The following is a 6,444-nucleotide window of genomic DNA, read 5'->3' as shown; positions in this document are numbered from 1 at the left end:
AATTAGGAATTAGGAATTAGGAATTATTTTTTCCATTCAACAGTTTCAATCAAATGAAGCAGATCTGCTTTCAGATAATTCAAAGACGGGCGCAGCGAATCGTAATTCGGTTTACAGTTCATTAAAACTTCTCCGCGTAAGAAATGAGAAGTGGAATCTGTTAGATAAAACTGAAAATTAGTAGCCACATCGCCCTCAAATTCGAAGAGCGTTCCGTATACTTTCTTGTCTTTGAAAATAAACTTCTGATCGCTGATTTTAGTTGCTTTGATTTGATGTTCATCTACCTTGTCATTTGAAAGATTGATGTATCGAACCAAAGTGTCTCTGTTTGGAATGGTATAATAATTCAAATACAACACTCCGTTCAAAGGACCCAGGAAAATTTCCTTGTGATTGGTCATTTCACCTCTGTATGTGATTGGTTTTGCGATATACGCTTTGGATAATTCAAACGAATAAGTCGTAGCATCATCTATTTTCTGATAGGAATGCTTCGGAAAATCGGTTCGCAGATAGGTCGACGGTTTCGGAATCAATAAATCATCACCTCCGCACCCGGTGAAAAGCAAAGCTAAAATCAACGTTGAACCAATTATTCTAATCATTTTCCTGTATTGTTTTAATCATTTTTATTCGCCGCTTATCGGAGCTTTCCACAATCAGCTTGATATTTCCGCAGCGAATGTATTCGTTATTTCGCAAAATCCGGCCGGCTTGTTCAATAATAAATCCTCCGATGGTATCCGATTCGCCCTTTGTCTGCTCAAAATCCTTTCCGTCAATTTCGAGTACTTTGTAGAAATCTACCAGCGAAGTCCGGCCTTCAAACAAGTAAGTGCCTTCATCAATTTTCGTGTAGATGAGGTCGTCGTCGTCAAATTCATCGGTAATATCGCCGACAATTTCTTCCAGAACATCTTCCAGAGTGACCAATCCGTTTGATCCGCCGTACTCATCCACCACAATGGCCATGTGCATTTTCATGTCCTGAAATTCTTTGAGCAAATCGTCAATCTTCTTGTTTTCAGGAATGAAATAAGGCTTGCGCAACAATGGTTTCCAGTCAAAAACGTCGTTGTTAATGAATGGAAGCAAATCTTTGATGTATAAAATCCCGATCACATGATCAAAAGAAGTTTCATGAACCGGAATCCGTGAATATCCGGCATCCAGAATCACATCCAATACTTCCTGAAAAGTCGCTTCGTTGGAAATGGTTACAATATCCAGGCGGGATTTCATGATTTGCCGCACATCGGTGTTCCCGAATTTGATAATTCCTTCCAGGATCCGGTGTTCATCTTCGTTATCAGAATCTTCTTTTGTAAGAGCGAGTGCATGTTCCAGGTCATCCGAAGAAAGATTGATTCCACGTTTTTTCGCCCGTCGGTTAATCATATTCGTTCCGTTTACCAATAACCAGCGCAGCCAGGAAAAAGGAGGAAGCAGGTTGATGAAAGCGATAGGTCCGGACATGAAACGCGCGGTCGCCAGGATATTTCTGGAAGCATATAATTTTGGTGCCACTTCTCCGAGCAAAAGCAGGAACGTTGTAATTCCGACCACTTCTATAAAGAAACGCAGGGTGCTTGACTCCTCTGATTGAGGAAAACAGCGGTCAATAACGCCCGTAGAAAGAATAATGATGCAAACGTTGATGAAATTGTTCGTGATCAGAATTGTTGCCAGTAAATCTTTCGGCTTTGAAATGAGTCTTAAGATCGCTTTTGAACTCCGGGAATGCTCTTCGTCCAGGTTTTTCTTTTCGGAAGGACCCAATGCAAAAAAAGCAACTTCCGATGCCGAGATCAATGCCGAACAGGCAATGAGAATGAGAATAGTGATTAAAGAAATGATGTTGTCAGAAATGTGAAAACCAGCTTGAATACTGGCGGGAACAATGTCTGAACTTAACTCCGGTATGCTATCCATGGCTAAAACGGTAAATCGTCATTGGGGTCAATATCCAAATTCATAGGACTTGGATTTTGAGGTTCTTCCGTAGGATAAGGAGGAGTTGTTTGATTCATCGGACGTTCCTGATCATTTCGCGGAGTTAGAATCGTTAACTCATCGGCAACAACTTCCGTTGTATAACGTGTTGCTCCCGATTGATCTGTCCAGGAACGTGTTTTCAACTTTCCTTCTACGTAGATTTTTTGCCCTTTTCGCACGTATTTCTCGACTACTTCGGCCAAACCTCTCCACACAACAATATTATGCCAATCGGTATTGTCTTTTCGTTCACCGGTTGTTCTGTCCGTATATGTTTCGGACGTTGCAATAGGAAAACTCGCAACAACTGCTCCGTTTTCCAAACGTCTTACTTCCGGGTCTTTTCCTAAATTTCCGATTAAAATGACTTTGTTTACGCTACCTGACATAATCTTGAATCTCTTTACACAAATATAAAGTTACGAATTCCTGAAAGAATTGAAAATTTAAAATAGAGAATTTAAAAGGTGTCGTAACTTTTCAATTTTACATTCTCCATTTCCCATTATTCTTCCGATTCAAGGTACTTTTCCATCAAACGGTGAATCGGGTAATCAGGCAGATCTTTCTTATCAATGAATTTGAGCTCGAAACCTTCAATTTCGGCTCCCGTACTCTTATAGAAATAAGCGTAAATATGCTGGTGGCTTAGAATATGCTTTGTCTGATAACACAAATGTGCTGAGTCTTTAAAGGCAGAAGGAGCCAGATCATCGTCACTTTCAATCAGGGGAAATTCATACAATTTTTCCCAAACATCCTTTCCTGTTCGTTGATCCAGGGCAATTTGCTGATCTTTTTCAAGGTGCAAATAATGGAAATAGCGCTTGCGAACCTTTGTTTTTCCCTTTTTAAACGGTCTTTTCTTAATCAGTTCCGGGTTAAATGCGCTGGCACAGCTTGCCGAAAGAACGCAGGAACCGCAATCCGGATTATTGGGAACACATTGAATAGCTCCGAATTCCATAATTGCCTGGTTGAACAGGGCGGGCGCAGATTCGGGAATCAGGGAATCCGCTAATTCCTGGAAGATCTTTTTCCCCGGACCGGAATCAATTGCTTCGTCGATGCCGTAATACCGGCTTAGAATACGGTACACGTTTCCATCCACAACTGCGTGAGGCAAATCAAAAGCAAAAGAAGAAATGGCTGCTGCTGTGTAGGGTCCGATTCCTTTCAGTTGAATGATCTCTTGATACGTTTTTGGGAATTCGCCCTGGTATTCGTCCCGGACCTGTTGAGCAGTTTTATGTAAATTGCGTGCACGTGAGTAATACCCCAAGCCTTGCCAAAGTTTCAAAACGGATGCCTCATCTGCGTCTGCAAGATGATTCAAAACGGGGTAATTTTCGATAAATTTCAGGTAGTAATTTAGTCCCTGATCAACTCTTGTTTGTTGCAGGATTACCTCCGATAACCAGATAAAATACGGGTTTTTCGTGCTTCTCCATGGAAGCTCGCGAGCATTTAGTCTGTACCAATCGCTTATTAGTAGAACAAAATCAGCCATTTAGGGAAAAAATTGAACATTTTTAAAAATAAAGCAAAAATAAACGCTTTTGCTGACTACTTTTGCACCTGAAAATCACATTGTTGAAAAACTTTAATTTATAATAAGATGACAAAGGCAGATATCGTTGCTGAGATTGCAGAGGAAACAGGATTGGAAAGAAATGAAGCACAGAAAGCTGTAGAGGCATTTATGACTTCTATTAAGACTTCTTTGACGAAAGGTCAAAATGTTTATTTGAGAGGTTTTGGTAGCTTCATTGTGAAAGAGAGAGCAGAGAAGACGGGGCGCAATATTTCAAAAAACACAACGATTATTATCCCGGCTCACAATATTCCTTCATTTAAACCAGCAAAAACGTTTGTTGAAGAGGTGAAGAATAAAGTGATTGTGAAATAATTCCATCTTTTTTACAACAACTACTTTGTAGGAAAACTTATTTTGATATCTTTGCACTCCTGTTTCACGCAGGAGTGCTTTTTTTAAAAGCTATTGAAATTGAAATAATTGAATTAATAACCATAAAATAATATTGCTATGCCAAGCGGTAAGAAAAGAAAAAGACATAAAATGGCGACGCACAAGCGTAAGAAAAGACTAAGAAAGAATCGTCATAAGAAGAAGAAATAGAAACTTCTTGAAGATAGTTGGAAGAGCTTAGTAAGTGTTTTTACTTACTAAGTTTTTCTGTTTTAGTTACTTTCTAATTATACGTTCGTGAGTTTAGAACTAGTTGTAGACACCCGTGATGGTGGTGTTTGGCTTGCTCTCTTGCGCGATGGGAAATTGATTGAACTGCATGAAGAACAGGGAAGTACTGACTTTGCCGTAGGTGATATTTATCTGGGGAAAGTTCGGAAAGTGGTTCCAAGTTTGAATGCTGCATTTGTGGATGTCGGATACGAAAAAGATGCGTTTTTGCATTATTTGGATCTGGGGCCGCAATTTCAGTCATTGAATAAATTTACCAAAGACACCCTGCAAGGGAAGCAGAATGTCGCTGACTTATTGTATTTTAAGTCGGAGAAAGACATTCCGAAAGACGGAAAGATTACCGAAATTGTATCAACCACATCACCAATATTGGTTCAGGTTGCAAAAGAACCGATTTCAAGTAAAGGACCACGCTTAAGTGCAGAATTAACACTCGCTGGCCGTTATTTGGTATTAGTGCCATTTTCGGAGAAAATTTCGATCTCTCAAAAAATTAAAAGTCAGGAAGAACGCGATCGCCTGCGTCACCTGATGGATGACATTAAGCCGAAAAACTTTGGTGTCATCATTCGTACTGTTGCCGAAAACAAAAAAGTAGAGGCAATCGATCAGGATTTGCGAAATCTGATGGAGAAGTGGAAGACGATGCATGCGAATTTGAAGCAGGCTACTCCACCTCGCCGTGTTTTAGGTGAAATCGACAAGACATCATCTATTCTGCGCGACCTTCTGAATGCAGACTTTTCAAACATCCATGTCAGCGATGAAAAGCTAATGGCTGAATTGAAAGAGTACATTAGCGGAATTGCTCCGGGAAGAGAGAAGATCCTGAAACTGTATGATGGAAAACTCAATATTTTTGAGCGTTTCGGCATCAATAAGCAGATCAAAACCATGTTCGGGAAGAAAGTTCCGCTTCCTTCCGGTGGATATCTGATCATTGAGCACACGGAAGCAATGCACGTTATTGATGTGAACAGCGGAAACCGTAAAGGTGCCGACGGACAGGAATCAAACGCGCTTGCAACGAATGTCGAAGCAGCTGAAGAAATTGCACGTTTGCTGCAATTGCGCGATATGGGAGGAATCGTTTGTATCGATTTCATTGATATGCACGATAAGGAAAACAACAAAGAGTTGTTTGAGAAGTTGAAAGAATTTATGCGCTCGGACAGAGCAAAACACAACATTCTTCCTCCTTCCAAATTCGGTGTAGTGGAAATCACCCGCCAGCGTGTAAGACCTGAAACGGATATCAATACTTCTGAAACGTGTCCTACATGTAACGGAACCGGAGAAGTACAAGCTTCTATTCTTTTTGCTGAAGAGATTGAAACAAACCTGAACTTCCTGTTGACGGATAAAAAAGAGCCGAAAGTTTCTTTGCTGGTTCATCCGTACCTGGAAGCATATTTCAAAAAAGGGTTGATCTCCAAACAATGGAAATGGTTCTTTAAGTACAAAAAATGGATTGATGTACGCGGTGTAACCGCTCATCACTTACTGGAATATAGCTTCCGGGATAAAGATAATAACGAAATTGCTCTCTGATATGGGGAGCAATTTTTCGTTTCTGGAAGCTAAGCACAAAATAGAAGCCTATTGTGCGTATCAGGATCGCTGTCATTTTGAAGTGAAAAACAAATTGTTTTCCTGGGGACAAAGTCCGGATCAGGTGGATCAATTAACAGCTTATCTGATCGAAAACAAATTCCTGGATGAAGGCCGTTTTGCGGATTCGTATGTTTCCGGAAAATTGAGAATAAAACATTGGGGAAGAATCAAGATCCGGCAAGGCCTGCGTTTGAAACAAATCCCGGAAAAGATTGTGCTTCTGGCTTTCAAAAAGATTGATCCGGATGAATATTTTGAAATCCTGAAAAAGGAAATTCTAAAAAAACAAAAGGATCTTTCAAATGAGAAAGATCCCTGGAAAAGGAAAGCAAAGACTCTTCGTTATGCACAATCAAAAGGTTTTGAAAACGATTTGATTTATGATGCGTTAGCTTCTGTTGAAGAAGAGTAATTTCTTTTTTTTTGAAAGAGAATTCAGTCTGCTTCTCCTGTCAAGAGAGCAATTGACTAGCAAATAGCACAATCTTTTTCGGGAATTGAAACAGGAATGATTTCCAGAACACGGTGTGGAAAATGGCCATTACGCTGAAAACCGTCGTAAACAAGAACAAGCAAAGCTTGTGAAGACTGAAGAAAGCCTGAAAGGC

General features: G+C 40.1%; 7 protein-coding genes. 3 read left to right on the top strand and 4 right to left on the bottom strand.

What is annotated here, in order from left to right:
* Positions 1 to 23 precede the first annotated feature (23 nt).
* From Q1V93_RS18110 to mutY, 4 genes are all read right to left on the bottom strand, one after another.
* On the bottom strand, positions 24 to 608 hold the full coding sequence (locus Q1V93_RS18110) for a hypothetical protein (RefSeq protein WP_300666611.1): 585 nt from the start codon (positions 606 to 608) through the stop codon (positions 24 to 26).
* A complete protein-coding gene (gene gldE / locus Q1V93_RS18105) occupies positions 601 to 1,935 on the bottom strand; it encodes a gliding motility-associated protein GldE (protein ID WP_300666610.1) in 1,335 nt (444 codons plus the stop codon). The genes Q1V93_RS18110 and gldE overlap by 8 nt, the downstream gene beginning before the upstream one ends.
* Before the next feature lie 2 nt (positions 1,936 to 1,937).
* Positions 1,938 to 2,387: a single-stranded DNA-binding protein gene (locus tag Q1V93_RS18100; protein WP_300666608.1), complete on the bottom strand. Its 450-nt coding sequence runs from the start codon at positions 2,385 to 2,387 to the stop codon at positions 1,938 to 1,940.
* Between the two features lie 116 nt (positions 2,388 to 2,503).
* Positions 2,504 to 3,508: an A/G-specific adenine glycosylase gene (mutY, locus tag Q1V93_RS18095; RefSeq protein ID WP_300666606.1), complete on the bottom strand. Its 1,005-nt coding sequence runs from the start codon at positions 3,506 to 3,508 to the stop codon at positions 2,504 to 2,506.
* A gap of 108 nt (positions 3,509 to 3,616) precedes the next feature.
* Between mutY and Q1V93_RS18090 the strand changes: the two genes are divergently transcribed.
* From Q1V93_RS18090 to Q1V93_RS18080, 3 genes are all read left to right on the top strand, one after another.
* A complete protein-coding gene (locus tag Q1V93_RS18090) occupies positions 3,617 to 3,907 on the top strand; it encodes an HU family DNA-binding protein (RefSeq protein WP_124745023.1) in 291 nt (96 codons plus the stop codon).
* A gap of 318 nt (positions 3,908 to 4,225) precedes the next feature.
* The gene (locus Q1V93_RS18085; protein WP_300666604.1) at positions 4,226 to 5,773 is read left to right on the top strand and encodes an Rne/Rng family ribonuclease; all 1,548 of its coding nucleotides are present in this window, start codon (positions 4,226 to 4,228) and stop codon (positions 5,771 to 5,773) included.
* Position 5,774: 1 nt separating this feature from the next.
* Positions 5,775 to 6,248 (top strand): regulatory protein RecX, encoded by a 474-nt coding sequence (locus Q1V93_RS18080; RefSeq protein ID WP_300666602.1) that lies wholly within the window; start codon positions 5,775 to 5,777, stop codon positions 6,246 to 6,248.
* The last annotated feature ends 196 nt before the right edge of the window (positions 6,249 to 6,444 follow it).

Origin of the sequence: Fluviicola sp., assembly GCF_030151805.1 — a bacterium.
GTDB lineage: Bacteria > Bacteroidota > Bacteroidia > Flavobacteriales_D > Crocinitomicaceae > Fluviicola.
This window is presented reverse-complemented; position numbering and strand designations above follow the sequence as displayed.

Bases quoted from the DNA above. Each gene is read 5' to 3' on its own strand.
- Q1V93_RS18110 (WP_300666611.1), bottom strand. From the start codon at position 608: ATGATTAGAATAATTGGTTCAACGTTGATTTTAGCTTTGCTTTTCACC.
- gldE (WP_300666610.1), bottom strand. From the start codon at position 1,935: ATGGATAGCATACCGGAGTTAAGTTCAGACATTGTTCCCGCCAGTATT.
- Q1V93_RS18100 (WP_300666608.1), bottom strand. From the start codon at position 2,387: ATGTCAGGTAGCGTAAACAAAGTCATTTTAATCGGAAATTTAGGAAAA.
- mutY (WP_300666606.1), bottom strand. From the start codon at position 3,508: ATGGCTGATTTTGTTCTACTAATAAGCGATTGGTACAGACTAAATGCT.
- Q1V93_RS18090 (WP_124745023.1), top strand. From the start codon at position 3,617: ATGACAAAGGCAGATATCGTTGCTGAGATTGCAGAGGAAACAGGATTG.
- Q1V93_RS18080 (WP_300666602.1), top strand. From the start codon at position 5,775: ATGGGGAGCAATTTTTCGTTTCTGGAAGCTAAGCACAAAATAGAAGCC.